Below are 23,288 nucleotides of genomic sequence, written 5' to 3'. Positions count from 1 at the left end.
GAACCATGGCAGACATTCCAGCAAAGGCCCGCGTGGCCATCATTGGCGGCGGCGTCGTTGGCGCATCTACCCTGTATCATCTGGCAAAAGCGGGATGGACCGATTGTGTTTTGCTAGAAAAGAACGAGCTGACAGCAGGCTCAACATGGCATGCTGCCGGGAACGTGCCAACGTTCTCCACAAGCTGGTCAATCATGAACATGCAGCGTTACTCGACTGAGTTGTATTCGCGTTTGGGTGAAGAAGTTGATTATCCGATGAATTATCACCAGACTGGTTCACTTCGTCTGGCACATAGTAAAGAGCGGATGCAGGAGTTCGAACGTGCCGCAGCGATGGGCCGCTACCAGGGCATAGATATTGAAATTCTGACGCCCGGCCAAGCCAAGGAGCGCTATCCGTTCCTGGAAACGCACGATCTTGCGGGTGTTCTCTTTGATCCGGAGGATGGCGACATCGATCCAGCGCAGCTTACTCAGGCGCTGGCCAAGGGCGCGCGCGATATGGGGCAGAAGATTATCCGTTTCTGCCCGGCGACCGGTGTAACCCAAAAGCAAGATGATACATGGATCGTGCATACCGATAAGGGTGACATCGAATGCGACTATGTGGTCAATGCTGCTGGGTACTACGCTCAGCGTGTTGGTAAATTTTTTGAGCCTTACGGTGGTCGCGAAGTTCCGATGATGGTGATGAGCCACCAGTACCTGCTGTCGGAAGAGGTGCCTGAGATCATCGAGTGGTCCAAGGAAAATGGTCGCAAGCTGCCGCTGCTGCGCGATGTGGACACCTCTTATTATCTTCGCCAGGAGAAGAATGGTTTCAACCTCGGTCCGTATGAAGACACCTGTAAAGCCGCGTGGGAGGATCCGGCTGACCCGATGCCCGAGGATTTTTCGTTTCAGCTTTATCCCGATGACCTCGATCGTATCGAATGGCATATCGAAGATGCTATGGCACGGGTGCCGTTGCTGGGGACGTCTGGTGTCAACCGTGTCATCAACGGCCCGATCCCTTATGCCCCTGACGGATTGCCGATGCTCGGCCCGATGCCGGGTGTGAAAAACGCGTTCGAGGCGCATTCCTTCACTTTTGGAATTGCTCAGGGTGGTGGCGCGGGTAAATGCATGGCCGAGTGGATCATCGATGGTTACACCGAATGGGACATGTGGGCTGTCGATCCTCGTCGCTATACAGATTACACGGACCACGACTATTGCGTGCAAAAGGGGATGGAGACATACGGCAATGAATACGCCATGCATTTCCCGCATCACGAATGGCCTGCGGGCCGCAACAAAAAGCTGTCGCCTGTGCACGCTAAGATCAAGAAATTGGGTGGCGTGATGGGCGCCTATAACGGTTGGGAGCGTGCCAACTGGTTTGCTAAAGACGGTGACGATACCTCGTTGGAGGCAACCCACACATGGAACCGCTCTGGCCCGTGGGAGCAACGCATCAAGGAAGAATGCGAGAACGTTCGCGACAATTGCGGTGTGCTCGACCTTCCCGGCTTCTCGCGCTTTAAGTTGCGTGGTGACGGGGCTGCCGAAGCGTTGCGGGGGCTGGTTAGCGGGGGGTTGCCCAAGGTGGGCAGGATCAACCTCGTCTATATTTCTGACAGCCGGGGCCGAATCCTGACCGAGATGTCCTGCATTCGAACGGGCGAGAACGAGTTCTTGATGATCACTGCGGCAACCGCGCAGTGGCATGATCGAGATATTCTTGTGAACGCGATGCCCAAAGGTGTGACCGTCGAAGATGTGACCACAACCCGCGATACGCTGATTGTAACCGGACCAAAGTCGCGCGACATCCTGACCGAATTGACCGACGCAGATCTGTCAACAGGGTGGCTGACCCATCAGGCGGCCACGGTAGCGGGGCAGCCGGCTTTTCTCATCCGTGTATCCTTTGCAGGCGAGTTGGGTTGGGAAGTCCACGCGCTGAACGAACATATGCCTGCGATCTATGATGCGATCCTTGATGGTGGAGCCAAACCCTTCGGTATGTATGCGTTGAATTCGATGCGGCTGGAAAAAGGCTATCGCGCATGGAAAGCCGATCTGTCCACTGACTATTCGCTGCTTGAAGGTGGGCTGGAGCGTTTCGTAAAGCTCGACAAGCCGCAGGATTTCCCGGGCAAAGCCGCTATCCTTTCAGAGAAACAGCAGGGCGTGAAAAAATCCTTTGTTACGCTAGTCGTAGATGCTGGCAAAGCGGATGCACCTTACATGTCAACGATCTGGCACGATGGAAAGGTCGTTGGTGAAACCACGTCGGGTGCGTGGGGATATCGCGTGAATGCCTCGATTGCGCTTGGTATGGTGCAGATAGATCTTGCGGCGCCCGGAACCGAGCTCGAAGTCGAAATATACGGTGAGCGATGCCGTGCGGTCGTTCAAAAGGAAGAGCCGCTTTGGGATTCAGCAAACGAAAGGCTGCGGGCGTGAAGCTAAACGCGTTTTCACGGGGGGTTATAGAAACCTTCCGACTTGGGTTTGTTGCGACTGTTACATCGGATGGTCGCCCCAGCCTATCGCCGAAAGGTACATTTGTTGTACTGGATGAAGAAACGATAGCTTTTGGCGAAATCCGGTCACCGCAAACAATCGCCAATCTTGGCCATTGTGCAGAAGTCGAAGTGAATTTCGTCGATCAGTGGAAGCGGAAAGGTGTTCGGGTGCGCGGTACGACCCGGATTGTTGAAAGTGGGTCGGACGAGTTTGCCCGGATTTATCCGGAATGGGAGACTCTTTGGGGTGATCTGGCAAAGAGGGTGAACCGGATTGTCGTGATCCCGGTAGAAGACGCTAAACCGCTCACGACACCGCCTTATGATGATGGCGCAACGGAAGAAGATATGATCGTGCTTTACAAGGCCAAATATGCGGAGATTTACCCATGAGCAGGATTACTTTGTTGGATGGATCGATAGGTCAGGAAATTGTACATCGCGCCGGAGACCGGCCAACGCCGCTTTGGTCTGCCAGTGTAATGATTGAAAAACCGGGCATTGTGGGGGATGTGCACAACGACTATTTCGCTGCTGGCGCGACGATTGCCACGACGAATACCTATACTGTTTTGCGCGACCGCCTGGAACCCGTAGGCATGGCGGATAAACTGCCGGAACTTTTGGATTGTGCATTATGTGAGGCAGAAGCTGCGCGAAGCAAGCACGGTTCCGGGCGGATAGCCGGGGCGCTGGGGCCACTTATGGCCTCATACAGGCCAGAACTCTGCCCCCCTCCTGAGGAAGCAGAACGTGTCTACGACGAATTGGTGCAGATCATGGCGCCGCGAGTCGATTTGTTTAGTGCTGAAACGATGGCGTCGGTTGAACAAGCAGAAGGCGCGATGCGCGCAGCGGTGAAGAGCGGGAAACCAGTTTGGTTATCGGTAACGGTTGACGACGATGATGGTAGCAAACTGCGTTCAGGCGAAGGCGTCGAAGAACTGGCGCAGGTCGTAGGAAAATACCAACCAGAAGCCGTTTTGGTGAACTGTTCACGACCAGAAGCCGTGGCCACTGCGCTCGAGATTATCAAGGGGTTTGGCAAACCCTTTGGCGCTTACGCAAACGGCTTTACGCGTATTTCCGACGCTTTTTTGGAGGATCGCCCAACAGTTGACGTACTTGAAGCGCGAACTGATCTTGACCCTGTAGCATATGCTGATTTTGCGATGTGCTGGGTTGACATGGGTGCAACAATTGTTGGTGGTTGTTGCGAGGTTGGGCCAGCCCATATCGCGGAACTGGCGCATCGGCTAAAGGCCGATGGCCATGAGATTGTCTGATTAAGATGAGCACGCGAAGCCAGCCTCGTTCAGGTAATTCACTGCCTGCGTCAGATCACCGCGTTTGGCATTTCGATGTGATTGTGTCTGATGGGTTTGTTCTGACGGAAGCCGCAGCGGTGGTTGACGCTTTGCGAACGACCAATCGGGTGCTGGCAACACCTGTATTTGGCTGGACCTACAGGTCAGAAAATGGCGGCCCGGTTCAAAGCCTGAGCGAAGCATTTGTGAATACCGAACCCTTCATCGACAAACCTGCTGCGGACTATGCGTTTATCATTGGCAACAGTGACCCTGATTGTGCCGAGCTCTCTTTAGGGTTGGTCATTTCGAGCTATACCTACCGCAACGCGCAGGTCTTTCTTCTGGCAGAGGCTGCGAGCCGCTATATCAAGCAACGCGGCGAAAGCGCGAGCAAGCTTTCAACACATTGGGAAAACTCTGTTATCCTGCGTGAACGCATGGGTCTGTTTGACGCTGATAATGCCATTGCCAGCGAGGATGGACAGATTGTGACTTGTGCCGGGATGAGCACCACGCTGGACGTTGTTTTGGCGGTGATACGTCGGCATATCTCTGCTGCTGCTCTGATGACCGTTGCGAATATTTTCTTACATGAAAAAATTCGCGATTTTTCCACGCGGCAACCCTTTGGCGGCGATCAGGGTACCACAACAGGGGATCGTGAGCTTGATCAGTGCATCGAGATAATGCAGTCCAATATTGAGGACCCCCTGCCGATCAGCGAATTGGTCGCAGCGCTTGGAATTTCAAACCGATCCCTGGAGCGTAAATTCCGCACTTTTCTCGGCACAACGCCCAACACCTATTATCGAGAGCTGCGTCTGGCCAAGGCAAACAACCTGCTTTTAAATACCACACTCAGCGTAGGTGAGGTCGGCCTGGCCTGCGGTTTTTCCAACGGGTTTTCGAGTCTTTACAAAAGCTTTTTCGGTATCACGCCGTTTGTCATTCGCAAACAGCGCCGCGCGAAATGTTTTAAACCGGCAAATGTGTGAATTTCCGAATTTCGCTGGCGTATTTCATGCCTTTTGCGTCGAAAATCCGTGCCATAGTGAAATAAATGCGACTCTTCCTTCGGAGACTTAAAGACAATGAGCACTCTTCCCACAAAGGCCCGCGTGGTTATCATCGGCGGTGGCGTAATCGGCTGTTCAGTAGCCTATCATCTTACCAAGCTTGGCTGGAAAGATGTTGTTCTGCTTGAGCGTAAACAGCTTACTAGCGGGACCACATGGCACGCAGCGGGATTGATTGGCCAGCTACGGGCGTCGTCCAACATGACCAAACTGGCACGCTACTCTGCCGAGCTTTACCTTGGCCTGGAAGAGGAAACCGGTATTGCAACCGGTGTACGGCAGGTTGGGTCGATTTCTGTGGCGCTGACTGAAGAACGTAAAGAAGAGCTTTATCGCAGCGCGGCGATGGCGCGGGCATTTGGTGTTCCGGTCGAAGAAATATCACCAGCCGAAGTTAAAGAGCGCTACGAGCATATCAATCTGGATGGCGTAAAAGCAGGTGTCTGGCTGCCAACCGATGGGCAGGGCGATCCGGCGAATATCGCGCTGGCACTGGCAAAGGGGGCACGCCAAAGAGGCGGGCTTGTAAGAGAACGCGTCAAAGTTACAGGCATCGTAAAAGATGGCCGCCGCGTTACGGGCGTTGACTGGAAAGATGAGAACGGCGAGACCGGCCACATTGCTGCCGACATGGTAGTAAACTGCGCTGGAATGTGGGGGCACGAGGTTGGCCGTATGGCAGGTGTGAATGTACCGCTTCACGCCTGTGAACATTTTTACATCGTGACCGAGGCAATTGCGGGGCTTACCCAGATGCCTGTTCTTCGGGTTCCTGACGAATGCGCATATTACAAAGAAGATGCGGGCAAGTTCCTTTTGGGTGCGTTTGAACCAAACGCAAAACCCTGGGGTATGAATGGTATTCCTGACAGTTTTGAGTTTGACCAGTTACCTGAAGACTTTGATCATTTTGAGCCAATTCTTGAAAACGCCTGTAACAGGTTGCCAATGTTGGCAGAAGCCGGGGTTCACACGTTTTTCAATGGCCCGGAGTCCTTCACGCCCGATGACGCTTACCATCTGGGTCTTGCACCAGAAGTGGATAACTTCTGGGTTGCAGCAGGCTTTAACTCTATCGGAATTCAGTCTGCGGGTGGCGCTGGCATGGCGCTGTCAGAATGGATGGATAAGGGTGAAAAACCTTTTGATCTGGGGGATGTTGACGTCAGCCGGATGCAACCGTTTCAGGGCAACAAGCATTACTTGTTTGAGCGTTCCAAAGAAACGCTGGGGTTGCTTTACGCCGATCACTACCCCTATCGGCAAAAAGACACGGCGCGTGGCATTCGGCGCACGCCGTTCCATCAGTACTTGCTTGATCACGGTGCAGTCATGGGGGAAATCGCTGGCTGGGAACGTGCAAATTGGTACGCCAATGAAGGGCAGGAGCGAGAATATCAATACAGCTGGAAGCGTCAGAACTGGTTTGAAAATTCTGCGGCGGAACACCGTGCGGTGCGCGAAAATGTTGGCATGTACGATATGTCATCGTTCGGTAAAATCCGTGTTGAGGGCCGCGATGCAGAGGCGTTCCTGAATTACGTTGGGGGCGGGGATTATTCAGTGCCTGTAGGCAAGATCGTTTATACGCAATTCCTTAATAATCGTGGAGGGATCGAGGCAGATGTCACAGTGACACGGCTGTCAGAAACAGCTTATCTGGTTGTCACCCCTGCGGCCACGCGACTTGCAGACCAGACATGGATGAAGCGCCACATCGGTGATTTCAATGTTGTCATTACTGATGTCACGGCAGGTGAAGGTGTCTTGGCTGTCATGGGGCCAAATGCGCGCGCACTGCTACAGAAGGTGTCCCCCGCCGATTTCTCAAACGAGGTAAACCCATTTGGCACCGCGCAAGAGATTGAGCTTGGCATGGGTCTCGCCCGCGTACACCGCGTGACTTACGTGGGTGAACTTGGTTGGGAAATCTACGTTTCCTCTGACATGGCGGGTCATGCCTTTGAAACGCTATATGCGGCGGGCCAGGGCATGGGCATGAAACTCTGCGGAATGCATATGATGGATTCCTGCCGGATTGAAAAAGGTTTCCGCCACTTTGGTCATGACATCACTTGCGAAGATCATGTTCTGGAAGCCGGGCTTGGCTTTGCCGTAAAAACCGCGAAACCTGATTTCATTGGACGCGATGCAGTGCTTGCCAAGAAGGAAAGTGGGCTGGTAAACCGCTTGCTTCAGTTCAAATTGCAGGACTCTGAACCGCTGCTTTACCACAACGAACCCGTCATTCGGGATGGCGAGATCGTTGGCTACCTTAGTTCTGGTAATTACGGTCACACGCTCGGCGCAGCAATTGGCATGGGCTATGTTCCATGCAAAGGTGAAAGCGCTGTAGATGTACTGGCGTCAAATTACGAGATTGATGTCATGGGAACGCGCGTCAAAGCCGATGTTTCGTTAAAACCAATGTACGACCCGAAAGCAGAACGCACCAAGGTTTAACGTTGCTCTCTTGCGGCTTCTTCGCAGTTCGTGCGAGGAAGCTTGCAAGATCAAGGAGCACACCGTGTCAGATGACTACAACCCGCCGAACGACCCGCTGGTCATAGTGCACCGTGACCATCATTTGTTGCTTGTCGACAAACAATCAGGTCTTTTGTCTGTTCCGGGGAAAGGTGAACATCTGGCCGACTGCCTGATATCGCGTGTAAAGGCAGTTTTTCCAGAGGCTCTGCTTGTACACCGGCTTGACCGGGACACGTCGGGCATCATGGTATTTGCTCTTTCTGCTCAGGCGCAACGCCACCTAGGCCTGCAATTTGAAAAACGACAGATGAAAAAAGTCTATGTTGCGCGAGTTTGGGGCCGTGTCGCGGAAAAGACGGGCACTGTCGACCTGCCGCTCATTGTCGATTGGCCGAACCGCCCATTGCAACACGTCAATCATGAAACTGGCAAACCTGCCGTCACTGACTGGCGCGTTGTGAAATACGAAGAAAATGCAACGCGTGTACGACTATACCCGCAGACCGGGCGCAGCCATCAGCTTCGCGTTCACATGCGAGAGATTGGTCATCCAATTTTGGGTGACCCGTTCTATGCGACTGGAGATGCTCTGGATGCGCCGCGCCTGATGCTTCACGCCGAAAGCTTGAACTTACGCCATCCGGACGGCGGCCGCGGGATGAGGTTTTCCGCCCAATGCCCGTTCTAAGAATGGACATTGGGAGTCGTGCGGCAGCGCCCCGAAAGGCGCCGCCCGTTGTTGGATTACTCTGCTGCCAGACCAGAGACGGCTTTGACTTCCAGGAAATCCTCTAGCCCGAACACGCCACCTTCGCGGCCATTACCGGACTGCTTGTAGCCACCAAACGGCGAGCCCTGACCAAAGCCAACACCGTTGGTCTCAACCATGCCAGAGCGCAGGCGCCGCGCAACGCGTTCGCGTTTTGCGTCATCTTCCGTCTGAACGTAGTTCGTCAGGCCATAAACAGTGTCGTTGGCAATTGCGATTGCGTCTTCTTCGCTGTCAAACGGCATAATGGACAGGACAGGCCCAAAGATTTCTTCGCGGAAAATTGTCATATCCGGTGTCACATCGCCAAAAACGGTTGGGCGTACGTAGTAACCGCGGTTCAAGCCCTCGGGGCGGCCAAGACCCCCTGCGAGCAACCGCGCACCTTCTTGGATGCCTTTTTCGATCAGGCCCTGAATTTTGTTATATTGCAACTCTGACACAACCGGGCCGATATGACGGCCTTCTTCGGAAGCCGGCCCAACGGTTGTTGCTTCAGCAGCGGCTTGCGCCTGTTCCAGTGCTTCGTCGTAGCGTGAGCGTTCAACCAGCATTCGGGTTGGAGCATTGCAGGATTGGCCAGTGTTACGCATGCAGCGTATCACACCCTGCTTCACCGCTTTGGGGTTTGCATCGGCAAAAATTATGTTCGCGCCCTTACCACCAAGTTCCAAGCTTACGCGCTTAAGCGAATCTGCAGCGGCTTTGGAAATTGCGATGCCCGCACGGGTTGACCCGGTGAAACTAACCATATCGACACCGGGGTGAACAGACAGCTGGCTGCCAACGCCAGGGCCGTCGCCATTAACAAGGTTGAAAACGCCGGGTGGGAAACCTGCTTCGTCAACGAACTCGGCAAAGAGCAGGCCAGAAAGCGGCGCAATCTCGGAGGGTTTCAGCACGACGGTGCACCCTACAGCGATGGCCGGGATCGCCTTTAGAACGATCTGGTTCATGGGCCAGTTCCACGGGGTGATTAATGCGGCGACGCCGATTGGTTCCAACATTGTGCGCTCAGTCGGGGCTTGCGGTCCAAGGGGGCGTTCAAATTGAAAATCTTTGAAAGCATTCAGAAAACCTTCGATGTGCCAGCTGCCAGCGCCTACTTGTTGTTGACGGGCCAGATCCATCGGAGCACCCATCTCCATGCTCATCGCCTGCGCCATTTCCTCGGCGCGCGTATTGTAAATTTCAAGCAGTTTTTCAATAAGCGTTATTCGTTCGGACTTTGAAACAAACGACCATGTTTCAAAAGCGTCGCGTGCTGCTGCCACAGCTTTGTCAGTATCGGCCTGACCTCCGAGAGAAATCGTCGCGCAAACCTCTTCGTTCGAAGGGTTGATTACATCGAAGTCATTTGGCACCGCCGGGGCGACCCATTTGCCATCAATATAGAAGTTACGTTTGTTGATCATGGGACTCATCCTTTATTTTGGCGCCACCCTGTCATTCTCCGAAAGAAGCTGCAAGTGCTCTGGATTGTAGTTCTTGCGATACCTATACTTGCAACACGAGTCGCGGCTGTTTTCTGTTTGCGACAGGTAAAAAGAGGAATCATCCATGGCACTCCGCATTAACGATAAAGTTCCTGATTTCACGGCTGAAACAAGCCAGGGAAAAATTAGTTTCCATGACTGGATTGGTGATAGCTGGGCAATTCTTTTTTCTCACCCAAAGGATTTTACACCTGTTTGCACGACCGAGTTTGGTGTCGTCGCGCAGTTGTCTGACGAATGGGCGAAACGTGGCACCAAGGTGATCGGTGTTTCCGTCGATGGTGTTGAGGATCACAAGAAATGGATCGGCGATATTGAAAGTTATTCCAACGCAACGGTCGATTTCCCAATCATTGCTGACGAAGGCCTAGAGGTATCGAAGGCTTTCGATATGCTGCCAGCCGAAGCTTACTTGCCGGATGGAAGAACGCCAGCTGATTCAGCAACGGTACGTTCAGTATTCATTATTGGCCCGGACAAGCAACTGAAATTGTCGATGACCTACCCAATGACAGTGGGCCGAAACTTTGCCGAGGTTCTGCGCGCGCTTGACGGCCTGCAAGCCACAGCAAACGCTCCGATCGCAACACCGGCAAACTGGACGACCGGTCAGGATGTTATCATTGCCCTTTCGCTGAATGACGAGCAGGCACGCGAGAAGTTCGGTGAATTTGATCAACCCCTGCCTTATGTGCGCAAGGTCAAACTCTAGACAAGTTTCCGATTAAACGAAAAAGCCCCGGTGAAAACACCGGGGCTTTATTTTTTGAAGCATGTCAGACTTAGGCGTCTGCTTTGTCTTCTTTGATTTCTTCGCCAGTTGCCTGATCGACCATTTTCATCGACAGACGCACTTTGCCACGGTCGTCAAAGCCAAGCAGTTTGACCTTCACATCCTGACCTTCTTTCAGAACATCCGATGGATGATTCAGACGGCGGTTTTCGATCTGTGACACATGGACCAGACCATCGCGCTTACCAAAGAAGTTCACGAAAGCACCAAAGTCGACGATCTTAACAACTTTACCGTCGTAAATCTTGCCTTCCTCAGGTTCTGCCACGATCGAATGGATCATGTCATAGGCCTTTTTGATGCTATCTGCATTGGCAGAGGCGATTTTGATCACACCATCATCGTTGATGTCGACTTTCGCGCCAGATACTTCAACGATTTCACGGATGACTTTGCCGCCAGAACCGATGACTTCGCGGATTTTATCCGTTGGAACGGTCATGGTTTCGATGCGTGGTGCGTGGGCCGAGAATTCGTTCCGGCCTTCGCTCAGTGCATTCGCCATTTCGTTCAGGATATGGATCCGGCCGTCTTTGGCTTGTTCCAGGGCTTTCTCCATGATTTCAGGTGTGATCCCTGCAATCTTGATATCCATCTGCAAGCTGGTGATACCATCTTCGGTACCGGCAACTTTAAAGTCCATATCACCCAAGTGGTCTTCGTCACCCAGAATATCCGTCAGGATCGCATATTTGCCGTCATCTTCAAGGATCAGGCCCATAGCAACACCAGCAACTGGTGATTTCAAAGGGACACCTGCATCCATCATCGACAATGAACCACCGCAGACCGACGCCATCGACGAAGAGCCGTTGGATTCAGTGATCTCTGAAACAAGGCGGATCGTGTATGGGAAGTCTGTTGCAGCAGGCAGAACAGCCTGAAGTGCGCGCCACGCTAGTTTACCGTGACCAATCTCACGACGACCGGGAGGGCCGAAGCGACCAACTTCACCCACCGAATAGGGAGGGAAGTTGTAGTGCAGCAAGAAGTTTGAGCGGAACATGCCGTTCAGCGCATCAATCATCTGCTCGTCATCACCGGTGCCAAGCGTTGTGACAACCAAGCCTTGCGTTTCACCACGTGTAAACAGGGCAGAACCGTGGGTGCGTGGAAGGATGCCAACTTCTGAACTGATCGCACGAACTGTTTTTGTATCACGGCCGTCAATCCGGGTTCCTGTGGCAACGACGTCGCCACGCAGGATGCTGGATTCTAGCTTTTTGAAAGCAGAACCAAGGTTCTCGTCAGCCAGTTGCTCATCGCTCAGCGTCGCCTTGACAGCTTCACGCGCCGCAGAAACAGCGGTCGTACGCTCTTGCTTGTCACGAATTGCAAATGCGGCCCGCATGTCTTTCTCACCAGCAGCTTTTACAGCATCGTAAAGTTCAGCGTAATCGGCTGGTTGGAAATCAAAGGGCTCTTTCGCGCAAGTTTCGGCCAGATCAATGATCAGGTCGATCACTGGTTGAATTTGTTCGTGGCCGAATTTCACAGCTCCAAGCATTTCAGCTTCGCTCAGCTCATAAGCTTCAGACTCAACCATCATCACGGCATCTTTTGTACCGGCGACAACAAGGTCCAGACGTTGTTCAGGTTTGTTGCGAAGGTCGTGCATGTCGTCGATTTCAGGGTTCAGGATGTATTCGCCATCCACAAAACCTACGCGACACGCGGCAATTGGGCCCATGAAAGGGGCGCCAGAGATCGTAAGCGCTGCGGAGGCAGCAATCATCGCAACCATATCGGGGTCATTCACCAGATCGTGCGATAGTACGGAACAGATCACCAGAACTTCGTTCTTGAAGCCAGGAACAAACAGCGGGCGGATTGGGCGGTCGATCAGACGGCTTGTCAGCGTCTCTTTTTCCGTTGGCCGCGCTTCGCGTTTAAAAAAGCCACCTGGGATTTTACCAGCGGCATAGTATTTTTCGTTGTAATGAACGGTCAGAGGGAAAAAATCCTGACCGGGTTTTTGCTTTTTCGCAAAAGTTACAGCAGCCATGACAGAGGTCTCACCCAAAGTGGCGATCACTGTGCCGTCGGCTTGGCGGGCGATCTTGCCCGTTTCGAGTGTCAGCGTTTCTTCGCCCCACTCCATCGATTTCGTCGTTACGTTAAACATGACGTTTCCTATATTGGCCGTTTGGGGCGTATCCCCGGTGGCCGATTGCGTAGAGGCCGGATGCCTCTGGCCCTGATTTAGTATCCTGTCCGTCTCATCGGGCCCGGTGAAACAGACGTGCGGATTAAAAGAAAATCGCGCCTCAGGAGGCGCGATTTTATCAGCTTAGCGGCGCAGACCGAGGCGCTTAATCAGGTCCTGATAGCGTTGCTCTTCTTTGCCACGAAGGTAGTCCAGAAGTTTACGGCGCTGGGCGACCATCATCAAAAGACCACGGCGAGAATGGTTATCCTTTTTGTGGGTTTTGAAATGCTCGGTCAGTGTCGCGATGCGTGAAGAGAGGATAGCAACCTGAACTTCGGGTGAACCTGTGTCACCTTCTTTGGTCGCGAACTCTTTCATTACACGTGCTTTTTCTTCTACAGTAATCGACATCGGGGTCTCCTTGTTACAAAGGGTTGATGGCGCAGGCCGGGATGTCGTCCAGCAAGGCCCATGGAGAGTTGTCCGCCAAGGAAACCCGGACGGATGCGCGCGTATAAGAAGAAATTACTGAAAAGGAAAGCGAATTCTTTGCTTTTAGTTCTGATTTGCCGTTGTTTCAGACACCTAAAAGCGAAATCTGATCAGCCGTTAAACCGGCGGTCCCGGGAAGCGCGACAAGCCGCTCTCCATTTAGCATTACATGGTTGGTTTCGGGGTCATCTTCATCAGACTCGATTGTTACATTTGGCGCGGCCGCTTCGGTCTGATCGTAGATCAAAACCAGTGTATCTTCAGAGGTATCAAAATCCATGATTGTGGTGCCTTCACCCGCAGTGACCCAATCCCCCATCTTGAAGGTATCAGAGCCCGGTCCACCAGAGGCGATGTCGTTTGTACCTATTGTAATGTTGTCGTCCCCGGCACCTCCATTCAGATAGTCCTGTGTGTCAGTGTCGATATTTTCGTCATTTAGCAGAACCCCAGACAAACTGTCGTCACCGTCGCCGCCCTGAAGACTGTCACCGCCCAATCCGCCGATCAAAATATCTTGCCCCGCGCCACCCTGAAGTTGGTCGTTTCCGTCACCTCCCAACAACAAGTCGTTTCCGTCGCTGCCGTTCAGTGTGTCATTCCCATCTGCGCCATCCAGCAGGTCGTCACCATTGTGTCCGAAAATTTCGTCGTCACCGCCCTGACCATTCAATATGCTGTCGCCTTCACCGCCATCAATCGTGTCTGCGGTGTCCTTTCCTTTCTGAATATCCGGTTCTTCGTCATCCGTGTCGTCAATCGCGCTCGCAACGGTTCCGACCAGTAAAACTCCAAATAAACTCATTAATTCCAACATGGTGCACCTACAAGAAACATAAAAAGAAAGCAGATCGCAGGGGCGATTTGCAGCAGACCCATCCTAACGCGGGAAACGCATTGATCCGAGTTTCGAGTGTTTCAAATTTTAACAATCGGTTGAATGAAGCTTGAAATTGAAAGCCAGTGCTTGGCGTTTGCCAGCTTTCGAATATGGCTTTGATTTCAGGTTTTGAAAGTCTTTTCTCTAACCAAGGTCCCAAAGCTCGGGCTGCACCGAGTATCCGATGTAAAGCGGATGTTTGGGATGACCCGCTTTTGAAAGCCCAAGATGATAGAGCGGCCGTCCGGTCGCACGCACAAGCGTGGTGACGTTTGCCCCACGCCCAAGATGCTCACCGTGTGTTCCCCAGGCGCAAATGACTTGATCTGCCCACTGGCAACCCTCTGTTATTGCAACATCATTCTCCGGTCCAACCGGGTCAGTCGCAGCGCGCATTTTTCGTGGGTCAGTGTCGCGCCAGGCAAAAATATTGGCGACGCGAAATGCTCCAAATCCCAAGGCACGTGCACGCCTTTCACAACGCTCAACAGTTGGGTCATTCTGTACTTCAGTCGCTGTCGATGGGTTCAGCATGATAAAGAATGCCTTTTGCCCATTTGGGTCCCAAACACGGGTCAGCGAATAACGGTATCGTTCGCAATCTGAATAGACCGCTGTCGAGGGGGCATCGCCTTTTTGGTGCGTTCGGGTGATCATCTGCCTGTTCTTGTAACATTTCTAAGTTTTTTTGATGCTGTTTTTAAACTGTTTGAAGAGTTTAAACTGAAGCACCCTAAAGATTAAACACGCGCGAAGGGTGCAATTCGCCAGCTTTGTAGAGTCCCACGGCAACCGCTTTTCCATCCAGAGATGCCCAGGCCTCGTCGCCGTATTCAACGTCCGATGTCAGGACCATACCAGGGTTGCCGTTTCGAAGGCGGGCGGCGCTTTCCGCAGTACACCTGAGTTCAGGCAGGTCTTCCAAGCCCATTTCAAGCGGACGAAGATAGGCGTCAAGCTCTCCGGTCTTAGCGAGCTTCTCAACCAGCTCCATCGAAATACCATCCTCGGCGTCAAAGGGGCCAGACCAGATACGGCGCAATTCCTGAACATGGCCAAGGCAACCTAGTACCACCCCCAGATCACGGGCGATGGAACGAACATAGCCACCTTTTCCGCAGGTCATATCCAGCACCACATGGTCTGCGTCCGGACGCTCCACCATTACCAGTTCTTCAACCCAGAGCGGTCGGGCGGCAATTTCAAAATCTTCATCATCGCGGGCAAGTTTATAGGCACGCTCCCCGTCGATTTTCACAGCAGAAAACTTGGGCGGGACCTGCATGATGTCACCGGTGAATTGAGGTAGAGCCGCGACAATTTCTTCATCGGTCGGGCGAATATCAGAAGTCGCGATAACCTCGCCTTCGGTATCATCTGTGTTTGTCGCTTGCCCAAACCGCACGGTGAACCGATACGCCTTTAGCGCGTCCGTGACGTAGGGGACAGTTTTGGTGGCCTCACCAAGGGCAACGGCCAGAACACCAGTCGCCTCGGGGTCAAGCGTACCTGCGTGCCCTGCCTTTTGTGCATCCATCGCCCAGCGGAGCTTGTTGACGACAGCGTTGGAACTGATGCCCGCAGGTTTATCGATTACGATCCAGCCGGAGATATTCCGTCCTTTGCGTCTGCGTCCCATCAGGTGACCTTTCCATTCAATTCAAGGGGTGCGTGCTAACGCCAAGACGCCCATGCGTCAACGGTTGGCAGAAACAACAACGCCAACAATCACCCCAAGCGGCAGGCCAATGTCCCAACGATCAAGGTCGGCAGCAAGCAACCGCGAAACGGAACCGTCAAAGTAAAGCGCGTTTGAAAGGCCAAGCGCGTCACGGAACAGCGTTGCGAAATTATGAAAATTCACGGGGCGATCCGAGATTGCAAAAATGGCGCGTTTGCCATCGGCACTGGTGCCGACACCGTTGCGGATATAGCGAGAATCAGAGTCCGGCAGCAGCCGCGGGTGCAGGTTTCCGTCAATCACCAGCATCGGGCCGGACTGGGTTGCATAACGACAGTTCAGATCGGCATTGCGGTAGGCGCCGGTTTCAATCACCTGCATTGTCCCGTCACCAAAACAGAACACGCCATTTGGGGTCAGCCCAAAGTTGCCATATCCCCCGCCCGAGGCGATTTCACTCCGCTCAGCATAGTTTTCAATGAATAGGCCAACAGGGCTGCGGTCTTGATGATACATGCCAGCGTTCATGGCAAAGCTGAGGGTCTCATCCTCTCCAAGCGCACTGTCGATTGCCCCAAAGCTTCCGTAAAGCGTGCCTTCGGAATCACTGTGCCAAAGACGCAGATCATCATCAACACCGACTTCGCAGATCGTAAATGGAATGTTGAGATGGGTGACGGCCTTGCACCCCGAATAAGCGGGAGAGGCCAGAAGGCCAAGAGCTGCGATCAGAGCTTTGGCCCAAAGCTTCATTCTTCGGCGCTGCCTTCATCCTCGCTGGGCTTTTCAACATCCCGGCGTACGGTTTCCTGATTGAGCAAGCGGCGCGTTTCGTCCATCCGGTCAAAGGTTTCATCGATCACAAAACGGATTTCAGGCGAGACCTTGAGCGTGAGTGCCTTGGTCACAGCGCGGCGAACCTCATATCGGTTGCGGCGTAGCGCATCGAGTGCCTCTTCCTTACCCTGCCCACCAAGCGGCAGAACAAAAGCTGTGGCGACGCGCAGATCGGGCGTTGCGCGCACTTCGCTGACGGTGATTGACATGCGGTTCAGATCAGGGTCGTGGATTTCGCCCCGGATCAAAATTTCGGACAGAGTCCGCCGAATAAGTTCGCCAACACGAAGTTGACGTTGCGAAGGGCCGCGTGCGCTGAGATGTGAGTTCTTTGCCATGCCGCTCATCTAATCGTGTTCACAGTGCTTCGCAAGCGAGGCTTTGCAAGGCGGGGCCAACAGGCTATGCCCTGCCTAAGCGAATGAAGGAGTTGTGACATGTCTGATCTGCCGGGAATTGTGATCACTGGGGCCTCGGGCCGCATGGGGCAAATGTTGATCCGCACGGTTGTGGAAAGCAAGGGCGCAAAGCTGGTTGGCGCGGTCGAACGGACAGGTCACGATTGGATCGGTCAGGACCTCGGTGTCGCGATGGGGGGAACTGCCTTGGGGGTCGCCGTAACCGATGATCCGCTCGATGCTTTTGCCAAGGCACAGGCTGTCATCGATTTTACAACGCCTGATGCAACTGTGGAATTTGCCGCATTGGCAGCGCAGGCCCGGGCCGTTCATGTGATTGGCACAACCGGTCTGGAAGAAACGCATCTGGAAAAGATCAGGCTTGCCGCACGACACGCTATTGTGGTGCGGGCCGGAAACATGAGCCTTGGGGTTAACCTTCTGGTTCAGTTGACAAAAAAGGTCGCCGCAGCGCTGGACGAAGATTTTGACATTGAGGTGATAGAGGCGCACCACCACCATAAGGTCGACGCACCATCCGGAACTGCGCTTATGCTGGGCGAGGCGGCTGCCGAAGGACGCGGCGTACATTTGGCAGACGTGAGCGACAGTGGTCGTGACGGAATCACTGGTGCACGCAAGCGCGGTGACATTGGTTTTTCCGCGATCCGGGGTGGCGATATCGTTGGGGAGCACGATGTCATGTTTGCAGGGCAGGGCGAACGTATCGTGCTGCGCCATATGGCAACTGACCGGGGCATATTTGCCCGGGGTGCGCTGAAAGCTGCGCTTTGGGGGCAGGGTCATAAACCCGGCGAATACGATATGATGGATGTACTAGGGCTTTCGTGATGGCAGCCTGACTCGGATCAGAAATCGACGGCGATTCCCTTTTTCTCCCAATCACCATAGCGAACTGGTTCCGGGCCATCGCGCCCGCCAAGTTCCCTGGGAAGTTTGGTCTTCGCTGCTTTTTTGCGACGCTCCTCGGCTTCGGCAAGGGCGCGCCGGGCTGCAGGGGGCAGGTCTTTTTCGGGCGTGTCTTTCATCAGGCGCTCCTTGTGGTAGGCCAGTCCTTGATATACGCCGGGTGGCTGAAGAAACAAGCATTCAGAAAGGCGCATGATGTCTCAGCAAGGTGTGGCACCACGACTCGCGGCGGTTCAGCTAATGGATGCTGTAATGAAAGACGGGCGCTTGTTGTCAGAACTGACTGGCGGAAAAGGCCCACTTGCGCGGCTAGATCCTGCCGAGGCGGCCCGCGCGATGCGCCTTGCGTTGCAGACCTTGCGCTGGATGGCACGGGCCGACCGTTTGCTTGGCAGGTACTTGCGAAAAATGCCGCCGCTCTGGGTTATGAACGTTCTGCGTCTTGCCGTAATGGAGATCTGCGTTGAAGGCGAAGCTGCGCATGGTGTTGTCAACTCGGCTGTAAATATCACGCGCAAAGGCCCAAAGACCGAAAGCTTTTCAGGACTGGTCAACGCAACATTGCGCAAAGTGGCTGATCAGGGTCCGGCGCTTTGGCCGGGTCTCGCGGCGCCGCAATTGCCCAAATGGCTGCGGAAACCGTTGATTGCTGACTATGGAAAACCTGCTGTTGTCGCGGTGGAGGCGGCGCATACTGCTGGGGCGCCGCTTGATCTGACTCCGAAAGGCGCGGAATCAGAGGCATTGGCAAGGAAACTGGGCGGAGAGGTTCTACCGACCGGCAGTGTGCGATTGCAGGATGCCGGGCAGGTGACCGCTCTGCCGGGTTTCGAGACAGGGGATTGGTGGGTGCAGGACGCGGCGGCGGCACTGCCGGTGAAATTGCTGGCCCCACAAAAAGGTGAAGCGGTGCTTGATTTGTGCGCTGCACCGGGTGGGAAGACCATGCAGATCGCAGCGACAGGGGCAGATGTAACAGCGCTGGATTTGTCAAAAGCGCGAATGGCGAGGGTTGAGGAAAACCTGAAACGCACGCAGCTTGATGCACGGCTGGAAATTGGAGATGCACTGACATGGGACGGTGGGCCCTATGATGCGATACTCTTGGATGCACCTTGCACAGCAACGGGTACGATCAGACGGCATCCGGATTTGCCCTATGCCAAAGATGGTTCTGATTTTCCGCAACTTTTTAAGCTTCAGGAGCGCATGATTGATCATGCCCTAAGCTTGCTAAAGCCCGGCGGTCGGATGGTATTTTGCACATGCAGTCTACTTTTTGACGAGGGCGAAATTCAGGTGGAAGATGCGTTGAAACACCATCCTGATCTGCATATTGAAAGGCCAGCGCTAGATGGCATAGAGCCCGATTGGATCACATCCGAAGGCGGGCTCAGGCTGCGCCCGGATTTTTGGGCAGAACGCGGCGGAATGGACGGTTTCTACATGGCTGTTTTGCGCAAGGATTAGCCTTTCACGCAATTCGTCGGTGACAGCATTGCCTGTGGGGCGTATCATGCGGCAAAACGCAATGCAGAATGCATGCAAATTCTATGCGTATTCGGCGCATATAGCAGTCACAGGGTGAGGCGAGGCAGGCCGTGTCCAAATCAGAAAGCTGGTCCGCTAAATTGACGCGGACAATGAACCGCATTCAGGCGCGACGCAGTGCGTTGGCGCGCGCCGCAACAGGTTTTGTCTCGCAGCCAGAGCCACGCACCATTGGAACATTCGCTAAGGGTCGCCAATTGACGGCGGGCAATTTCCTGTTTGCCGGGTATCTGGTCGAAGCGCCGGAGACGGGAATCTGGGATTTGCCGATGCCTGATTCGAGCTTTGAAGAAGAGCTTCAGGGGTTTGGCTGGCTGGATGATCTGGCTTCAGTCGCAGATGGCCCTGCGCGTCAGCGTGCGCAAACATGGCTTAGCGAATGGATCGCGCGTTACGGCGGTGGGCATGGCCCGGGCTGGACGCCGGATCTGACCGGTCGTCGTTTGATCCGTTGGATAAATCACGCTTTGTTTTTGCTGAATGGGCAGGACAGAGAAATGTCTATCGCCTACTTCCGGTCACTTGCGCAGCAAACGATCTTTCTTAGTCGTCGCTGGCAGGCGGCGAGCAGCGGGTTGCCACGGTTCGAGGCGCTGACTGGGTTGATTTACGCAGGTCTTGCCCTGACCGGAATGGAACGCTTTGTAAATACGGCCATGCAGGCGCTCGCCCGGGAATGCGCAGCAAAGATTGATGACGAGGGCGGTATCCCAACCCGAAACCCGGAAGAGCTTCTTGAGGTCTTTACCCTGCTAACGTGGGCGGCATCGGCGCTCGCCGGGGCAGGGCGAATAGCCGCGAAGGAACATATTTCCGCTATTGAACGAATAGCCCCGACGCTTCGTGCTTTGCGCCACAGTGACGGTGGCTTGGCGCGGTTTCACGGTGGCGGGCGCGGGTTGGTGGGACGGTTGGACCATGCCCTGGCAGCATCAGGCGTTCGGGCTGGCGCAAACACCGGCTTGTCGATGGGATACGCCAGGCTAAGCACAGGGCGTACCAGCATTATTATAGATGCTAGTGCGCCACCGGCCGGACGGGCATCCTATAACGGTCATGCCTCAACACTTGCGTTTGAACTGACCTCCGGTCGGCGGCCGATGATCGTAAACTGCGGCTCTGGCATTTCATTTGGGGAAAGCTGGCGGCGCGCCGGGCGCGCAACGCCCTCACATTCAACGCTGGGAATCGACGGGTTCTCGTCGGCACGTTTGGGTCCCAGCCGGTTCATTGGCGGACATAGACGGGAATTGCTGACGGATGTTCCAAAGAAAATAAGCGTTCAACAGGCCGCAGGTGCGGACGGCATTTCGTTCCACGGCAGTCACAGCGGGTATGTCAGCACACATGGCCTGACACATGCGCGTGAACTCGTGCTCAGCATTGATGGCCGCTCGCTCAGCGGGGGCGATACGCTGGCCGTGTTGGGTGACAAGAGCAAAAAGCAGTTTGACCGAATGATGAACCGGGCGAAATTGCAGGGAATCGACTTCAGTGTGCGGTTTCATCTGCACCCGGATGTGGATGCAGCGCTGGATTTAGGGGGCTCTGCAGTCTCTCTGGTTTTGAAAAGCGGTGAAATTTGGGTTTTCCGCCATGATGGATTTTCAAAAATGATGCTCGAGCCGAGCGTTTACCTTGAAAAAAATCGATTAAAGCCACGTGCGACGAAACAAATCGTTCTATCTGGACGCGCCATGGAGTATGCGGTGCGCGTTGGATGGACTCTGGCCAAGGCGCAGGACACCCCTTCGGGCATTCGCGATCTTGAGCAGGATGACATCCCAACGCTGTAGCAAACGCCAAATTGGAATGATCTGATGACCAACAACGCCCCTGCCAACACACCCATCCGCCGTGCCTTGATTTCTGTTTCTGACAAGACAGGGCTGACAGATCTAGGGCAGGCGCTGGCCGCGCGTGGGGTAGAGTTGTTGTCGACGGGGGGGTCTGCCAAGGCGCTGCGCGATGCAGGGTTGACGGTAACCGATGTCGCGGATGTGACTGGCTTTCCGGAAATGATGGACGGGCGGGTGAAGACGTTGCACCCAAATGTGCATGGCGGGTTGCTCGCGTTGCGCGACAATGCCGATCACCTTGCAGCGATGGAAACCCATGACATTGCACCGATCGATCTGCTGGTCGTGAACCTTTATCCGTTTGAAGAAACGGTTGCGAAGGGCGCGGATTATGACACCTGTATCGAGAATATCGATATCGGTGGTCCGGCGATGATCAGGGCCGCGGCGAAAAACCATGCCTTTGTCAGCGTGGTTGTCGACGTGGAAGATTACGAAAAGCTGCTGGGCGATATGGACCAGCACAGTGGGGCGACGTGCCCCAAATTTCGCAAGAAGCTCGCGCAAACCGCTTACGCACGTACAGCGGCTTACGATGCTGCTGTTTCAACTTGGATGGCATCGGCCATTGGTGTTGAAACCCCACGACGTCGGGCCTTTGCCGGAACGCTTGCGCAGACTCTGCGGTATGGAGAAAACCCGCATCAGTCAGCGGCGTTCTATCTGGATGGCAGCGACCGGCCCGGTGTCGCGACGGCTGTGCAGCATCAGGGTAAGGAACTTTCATACAACAACATCAACGATACAGACGCAGCTTTTGAGCTGGTTGCAGAATTAGACCCAAATTATGGCCCGGCCTGTGCCATTATAAAACATGCAAACCCTTGTGGCGTCGCGCTTGGCGCAACCATGGTTGAGGCTTACAAGCGCGCGTTTGACTGTGATCGGACCAGTGCCTTTGGAGGGATCATCGCGCTGAACCAGCCCCTTGACGGGGCGACCGCAGAAGAGATTTCCAAAATCTTTACCGAAGTTGTCATCGCGCCGGGCGCTGATGCCGATGCTATGGAAATCTTTAGAAAAAAGAAGAACCTTCGCTTGCTGACAACGGCTGGTTTGCCGGATGTGACGGCGGCTTTGCTGTCGTATCGTCAGGTTTCGGGTGGTTTGCTCGTTCAGGACAAGGACAACGGGCATATCTCGGAGAACAATTTGAAGCTTGTCACCAAGCGCTCGCCAACAGATGCAGAGCTTGCCGATCTGTTGTTTGCGTGGAAGGTCGCGAAACATGTTAAATCAAACGCGATTGTTTATGTGAAAGATGGGGCAACCGTGGGCGTCGGTGCGGGCCAGATGAGTCGCGTTGACAGTTCGCGTATTGCTGCACGTAAATCGCAGGACATGGCTGATGCGCTTGGTCTTGCCGCCCCACTTGCACAAGGGTCTGTTGTGGCGTCTGATGCGTTTTTTCCATTTCCTGACGGGTTGCTTGCAGCCGCCGAAGCGGGTGCAACAGCGGTTATCCATCCCGGCGGATCAATGGGTGATAAGGCCGTGATCAAGGCTGCTGATGATGCAGGTCTCGCGATGGTCTTTACCGGCATGCGCCACTTTCGCCACTAAAAAGGAATTGCAGATGCGGTGGGTATTTTGGGCTGGTTTCGCGACCTTTCTAGCTGATCAGATATCAAAGTACCTTGTCGTTCATTTGCTGGACCTGAAGCGTCTGGGGGAAATTGACGTTATCCCCCCATATCTTAATTTCAGGATGGCGTGGAATGAAGGAATCAACTTTGGCATTCTGGATGTGTCGCGTTGGTTTCTGATTGCCTTGGCGATAGGTATTTCGACCTGGGTCCTGGTGTGGGTGTATAAAGAGGGGAAGACCCAAATTGCCTACCTGTCCGCCGGAATACTGGTTGGCGGTGCGCTCGGCAATGTTTTGGACAGGTTACTGTATGGGGCGGTCGCGGATTTTCTGAACATGTCGTGTTGTGGGATTGAAAACCCATACGCATTTAATGTAGCTGACATAGCAATCTTTGCTGGTGCTTTGGGGTTGGTGATATTTACGGGGGAAAAGAAGCCCCGTGACGCGCCCTGAAACATGCGCTAAAAAGCGAAG

Annotated in this window: 21 protein-coding genes; 12 read left to right on the top strand and 9 right to left on the bottom strand. The window is 54.1% G+C overall.

Features of this window, described 5'->3' with window-relative positions; translation table 11 throughout:
- Positions 1 to 5: 5 nt before the first annotated feature.
- From J4E70_RS13610 to J4E70_RS13585, 6 genes are all read left to right on the top strand, one after another.
- The gene (locus J4E70_RS13610; protein ID WP_213890188.1) at positions 6 to 2,453 is read left to right on the top strand and encodes a GcvT family protein; all 2,448 of its coding nucleotides are present in this window, start codon (positions 6 to 8) and stop codon (positions 2,451 to 2,453) included.
- Positions 2,420 to 2,908 carry a pyridoxamine 5'-phosphate oxidase family protein gene (locus tag J4E70_RS13605; protein WP_246531760.1) on the top strand — a complete coding sequence of 163 codons (489 nt, stop codon included), beginning with the start codon at positions 2,420 to 2,422 and terminating at the stop codon, positions 2,906 to 2,908. The genes J4E70_RS13610 and J4E70_RS13605 overlap by 34 nt, the downstream gene beginning before the upstream one ends.
- Positions 2,905 to 3,801 (top strand): homocysteine S-methyltransferase family protein, encoded by an 897-nt coding sequence (locus tag J4E70_RS13600; RefSeq protein ID WP_213890186.1) that lies wholly within the window; start codon positions 2,905 to 2,907, stop codon positions 3,799 to 3,801. The genes J4E70_RS13605 and J4E70_RS13600 overlap by 4 nt, the downstream gene beginning before the upstream one ends.
- 5 nt (positions 3,802 to 3,806) lie before the next feature.
- Positions 3,807 to 4,820: a GlxA family transcriptional regulator gene (locus J4E70_RS13595; RefSeq protein ID WP_213890185.1), complete on the top strand. Its 1,014-nt coding sequence runs from the start codon at positions 3,807 to 3,809 to the stop codon at positions 4,818 to 4,820.
- Between the two features lie 96 nt (positions 4,821 to 4,916).
- Positions 4,917 to 7,364: a GcvT family protein gene (locus tag J4E70_RS13590; protein WP_213890184.1), complete on the top strand. Its 2,448-nt coding sequence runs from the start codon at positions 4,917 to 4,919 to the stop codon at positions 7,362 to 7,364.
- A gap of 64 nt (positions 7,365 to 7,428) precedes the next feature.
- Complete coding sequence (locus tag J4E70_RS13585) at positions 7,429 to 8,076, top strand: RluA family pseudouridine synthase (protein ID WP_213890183.1); 648 nt, start codon at positions 7,429 to 7,431, stop codon at positions 8,074 to 8,076.
- A 56-nt stretch (positions 8,077 to 8,132) separates the two neighbouring features.
- On the opposite strand, the gene J4E70_RS13580 is transcribed toward J4E70_RS13585, so the two are convergent.
- On the bottom strand, positions 8,133 to 9,572 hold the full coding sequence (locus J4E70_RS13580) for an aldehyde dehydrogenase family protein (protein ID WP_213890182.1): 1,440 nt from the start codon (positions 9,570 to 9,572) through the stop codon (positions 8,133 to 8,135).
- A 145-nt stretch (positions 9,573 to 9,717) separates the two neighbouring features.
- On the opposite strand from J4E70_RS13580, the gene J4E70_RS13575 reads away from it, so the two are divergent.
- Entirely contained in the window at positions 9,718 to 10,365 is a 648-nt protein-coding gene (locus J4E70_RS13575) for a peroxiredoxin (protein ID WP_213890181.1), read from the top strand.
- 70 nt (positions 10,366 to 10,435) lie between these two features.
- On the opposite strand, the gene pnp is transcribed toward J4E70_RS13575, so the two are convergent.
- The 7 genes from pnp to rbfA form a co-directional block, all read right to left on the bottom strand.
- On the bottom strand, positions 10,436 to 12,571 hold the full coding sequence (pnp, locus tag J4E70_RS13570; RefSeq protein WP_213890180.1) for a polyribonucleotide nucleotidyltransferase: 2,136 nt from the start codon (positions 12,569 to 12,571) through the stop codon (positions 10,436 to 10,438).
- A 165-nt stretch (positions 12,572 to 12,736) separates the two neighbouring features.
- Positions 12,737 to 13,006: a 30S ribosomal protein S15 gene (rpsO, locus tag J4E70_RS13565; protein ID WP_213890179.1), complete on the bottom strand. Its 270-nt coding sequence runs from the start codon at positions 13,004 to 13,006 to the stop codon at positions 12,737 to 12,739.
- 166 nt (positions 13,007 to 13,172) lie between these two features.
- On the bottom strand, positions 13,173 to 13,892 hold the full coding sequence (locus J4E70_RS13560) for a calcium-binding protein (protein WP_213890178.1): 720 nt from the start codon (positions 13,890 to 13,892) through the stop codon (positions 13,173 to 13,175).
- A 219-nt stretch (positions 13,893 to 14,111) separates the two neighbouring features.
- Complete coding sequence (locus J4E70_RS13555) at positions 14,112 to 14,624, bottom strand: DUF1643 domain-containing protein (protein WP_213890177.1); 513 nt, start codon at positions 14,622 to 14,624, stop codon at positions 14,112 to 14,114.
- A 76-nt stretch (positions 14,625 to 14,700) separates the two neighbouring features.
- A complete protein-coding gene (truB, locus tag J4E70_RS13550; RefSeq protein WP_213890176.1) occupies positions 14,701 to 15,606 on the bottom strand; it encodes a tRNA pseudouridine(55) synthase TruB in 906 nt (301 codons plus the stop codon).
- Positions 15,607 to 15,663: 57 nt separating this feature from the next.
- A complete protein-coding gene (locus J4E70_RS13545) occupies positions 15,664 to 16,401 on the bottom strand; it encodes a phosphodiester glycosidase family protein (protein WP_213890175.1) in 738 nt (245 codons plus the stop codon).
- The gene (rbfA, locus tag J4E70_RS13540; protein ID WP_213890174.1) at positions 16,398 to 16,823 is read right to left on the bottom strand and encodes a 30S ribosome-binding factor RbfA; all 426 of its coding nucleotides are present in this window, start codon (positions 16,821 to 16,823) and stop codon (positions 16,398 to 16,400) included. Before rbfA ends, J4E70_RS13545 begins: the two co-directional genes overlap by 4 nt.
- 99 nt (positions 16,824 to 16,922) lie before the next feature.
- Here rbfA and dapB point away from each other — a divergent pair, with 99 nt between their 5' ends.
- Entirely contained in the window at positions 16,923 to 17,735 is an 813-nt protein-coding gene (gene dapB, locus J4E70_RS13535; RefSeq protein WP_213890173.1) for a 4-hydroxy-tetrahydrodipicolinate reductase, read from the top strand.
- Positions 17,736 to 17,752: 17 nt separating this feature from the next.
- On the opposite strand, the gene J4E70_RS13530 is transcribed toward dapB, so the two are convergent.
- A complete protein-coding gene (locus tag J4E70_RS13530; RefSeq protein WP_213890172.1) occupies positions 17,753 to 17,932 on the bottom strand; it encodes a DUF1674 domain-containing protein in 180 nt (59 codons plus the stop codon).
- 76 nt (positions 17,933 to 18,008) lie between these two features.
- Here J4E70_RS13530 and J4E70_RS13525 point away from each other — a divergent pair, with 76 nt between their 5' ends.
- The 4 genes from J4E70_RS13525 (at position 18,009) to lspA (ending at position 23,267) form a co-directional block, all read left to right on the top strand.
- The gene (locus J4E70_RS13525) at positions 18,009 to 19,283 is read left to right on the top strand and encodes an RsmB/NOP family class I SAM-dependent RNA methyltransferase (RefSeq protein WP_213890302.1); all 1,275 of its coding nucleotides are present in this window, start codon (positions 18,009 to 18,011) and stop codon (positions 19,281 to 19,283) included.
- A gap of 173 nt (positions 19,284 to 19,456) precedes the next feature.
- Positions 19,457 to 21,160, top strand: coding sequence for a heparinase II/III family protein (locus J4E70_RS13520; protein ID WP_213890171.1), 1,704 nt, complete (start codon positions 19,457 to 19,459; stop codon positions 21,158 to 21,160).
- A 24-nt stretch (positions 21,161 to 21,184) separates the two neighbouring features.
- On the top strand, positions 21,185 to 22,786 hold the full coding sequence (gene purH / locus J4E70_RS13515; protein WP_213890170.1) for a bifunctional phosphoribosylaminoimidazolecarboxamide formyltransferase/IMP cyclohydrolase: 1,602 nt from the start codon (positions 21,185 to 21,187) through the stop codon (positions 22,784 to 22,786).
- A 13-nt stretch (positions 22,787 to 22,799) separates the two neighbouring features.
- On the top strand, positions 22,800 to 23,267 hold the full coding sequence (gene lspA, locus J4E70_RS13510; protein ID WP_213890169.1) for a signal peptidase II: 468 nt from the start codon (positions 22,800 to 22,802) through the stop codon (positions 23,265 to 23,267).
- The last annotated feature ends 21 nt before the right edge of the window (positions 23,268 to 23,288 follow it).

The organism is Pseudohalocynthiibacter aestuariivivens, assembly GCF_018457175.1.
Classification (GTDB): Bacteria; Pseudomonadota; Alphaproteobacteria; order Rhodobacterales; family Rhodobacteraceae; genus Pseudohalocynthiibacter; species Pseudohalocynthiibacter aestuariivivens.
The sequence above is the reverse complement of the archived record's forward strand: the minus strand, read 5'-3'. Positions and strand labels throughout refer to the sequence as shown.

What these genes read in the sequence shown, in the direction of transcription:
- truB (WP_213890176.1), bottom strand. Translation starts at nt 15,606, where the DNA reads ATGGGACGCAGACGCAAAGGACGGAATATCTCCGGCTGGATCGTAATC.
- J4E70_RS13545 (WP_213890175.1), bottom strand. Translation starts at nt 16,401, where the DNA reads ATGAAGCTTTGGGCCAAAGCTCTGATCGCAGCTCTTGGCCTTCTGGCC.
- J4E70_RS13595 (WP_213890185.1), top strand. Translation starts at nt 3,807, where the DNA reads ATGAGCACGCGAAGCCAGCCTCGTTCAGGTAATTCACTGCCTGCGTCA.
- J4E70_RS13610 (WP_213890188.1), top strand. Translation starts at nt 6, where the DNA reads ATGGCAGACATTCCAGCAAAGGCCCGCGTGGCCATCATTGGCGGCGGC.
- J4E70_RS13560 (WP_213890178.1), bottom strand. Translation starts at nt 13,892, where the DNA reads ATGAGTTTATTTGGAGTTTTACTGGTCGGAACCGTTGCGAGCGCGATT.
- J4E70_RS13600 (WP_213890186.1), top strand. Translation starts at nt 2,905, where the DNA reads ATGAGCAGGATTACTTTGTTGGATGGATCGATAGGTCAGGAAATTGTA.
- J4E70_RS13590 (WP_213890184.1), top strand. Translation starts at nt 4,917, where the DNA reads ATGAGCACTCTTCCCACAAAGGCCCGCGTGGTTATCATCGGCGGTGGC.
- purH (WP_213890170.1), top strand. Translation starts at nt 21,185, where the DNA reads ATGACCAACAACGCCCCTGCCAACACACCCATCCGCCGTGCCTTGATT.
- rpsO (WP_213890179.1), bottom strand. Translation starts at nt 13,006, where the DNA reads ATGTCGATTACTGTAGAAGAAAAAGCACGTGTAATGAAAGAGTTCGCG.
- J4E70_RS13530 (WP_213890172.1), bottom strand. Translation starts at nt 17,932, where the DNA reads ATGAAAGACACGCCCGAAAAAGACCTGCCCCCTGCAGCCCGGCGCGCC.
- dapB (WP_213890173.1), top strand. Translation starts at nt 16,923, where the DNA reads ATGTCTGATCTGCCGGGAATTGTGATCACTGGGGCCTCGGGCCGCATG.
- J4E70_RS13555 (WP_213890177.1), bottom strand. Translation starts at nt 14,624, where the DNA reads ATGATCACCCGAACGCACCAAAAAGGCGATGCCCCCTCGACAGCGGTC.
- lspA (WP_213890169.1), top strand. Translation starts at nt 22,800, where the DNA reads ATGCGGTGGGTATTTTGGGCTGGTTTCGCGACCTTTCTAGCTGATCAG.
- J4E70_RS13525 (WP_213890302.1), top strand. Translation starts at nt 18,009, where the DNA reads ATGTCTCAGCAAGGTGTGGCACCACGACTCGCGGCGGTTCAGCTAATG.
- J4E70_RS13580 (WP_213890182.1), bottom strand. Translation starts at nt 9,572, where the DNA reads ATGATCAACAAACGTAACTTCTATATTGATGGCAAATGGGTCGCCCCG.
- rbfA (WP_213890174.1), bottom strand. Translation starts at nt 16,823, where the DNA reads ATGGCAAAGAACTCACATCTCAGCGCACGCGGCCCTTCGCAACGTCAA.
- J4E70_RS13520 (WP_213890171.1), top strand. Translation starts at nt 19,457, where the DNA reads ATGAACCGCATTCAGGCGCGACGCAGTGCGTTGGCGCGCGCCGCAACA.
- pnp (WP_213890180.1), bottom strand. Translation starts at nt 12,571, where the DNA reads ATGTTTAACGTAACGACGAAATCGATGGAGTGGGGCGAAGAAACGCTG.
- J4E70_RS13575 (WP_213890181.1), top strand. Translation starts at nt 9,718, where the DNA reads ATGGCACTCCGCATTAACGATAAAGTTCCTGATTTCACGGCTGAAACA.